At 68.4% G+C, this 604-nt stretch carries 1 protein-coding gene; it reads left to right on the top strand.

Features of this window, described 5'->3' with window-relative positions; all coding sequences use genetic code 11:
* Positions 1-604: 3-methyl-2-oxobutanoate hydroxymethyltransferase (gene panB / locus WDC87_RS21885; protein ID WP_336331337.1), on the top strand; the 604-nt coding region annotated here is incomplete at both ends.

Below are 604 nucleotides of genomic sequence, written 5' to 3'. Positions count from 1 at the left end.
CGCCCTGGCCGAGGCCAAGCGCAATGGCCAGAAGCTGGTCATGTTGACCGCCTACGACGCTGGCTTCGCCCGCACTTTCGACGCAAATGGCGTTGACCTGATCCTGATTGGCGATTCGCTGGGCATGGTCGTGCAGGGCCATGATTCGACCCTGCCGGTGACCGTGGCCGACATGGTCTACCACACCCGCGCCGTGGCCCGTGTGCTGCAGCGCGCGCTGCTGGTGGCCGACCTGCCGTTCGGTGCCGATGCCACTCCGGAGCGCGCGCTGGATGCTTCGCGGCAGCTGCTGCAGGCCGGTGCCGAGATGGTCAAGATCGAAGGTGCCGGCTTCAAGGTCGACATCATCCGCTACCTGGTTGAGCGTGAGATTCCGGTCTGTGCGCATCTGGGCCTGACCCCGCAGTCGGTGCTGCGCCTGGGCGGCTTCAAGATCCAGGGCCGCGGCGATGCCGCGCGCCAGCTGGTGGAAGATGCCAGGGCCGTGGCCGCTGCCGGCGCCAGCATCATGGTGCTTGAGTGCGTGCCGACCCCGGTTGCCGCCGAGGTGACCGCTGCGGTGGAGGTGCCGACCATCGGCATCGGTGCCGGCCCGCAGTGCGAC

This window comes from Stenotrophomonas maltophilia group sp. Smal12 (assembly GCF_037079935.1).
GTDB classification, from domain to species: domain Bacteria; phylum Pseudomonadota; class Gammaproteobacteria; order Xanthomonadales; family Xanthomonadaceae; genus Stenotrophomonas; species Stenotrophomonas sepilia.
This window is presented reverse-complemented; position numbering and strand designations above follow the sequence as displayed.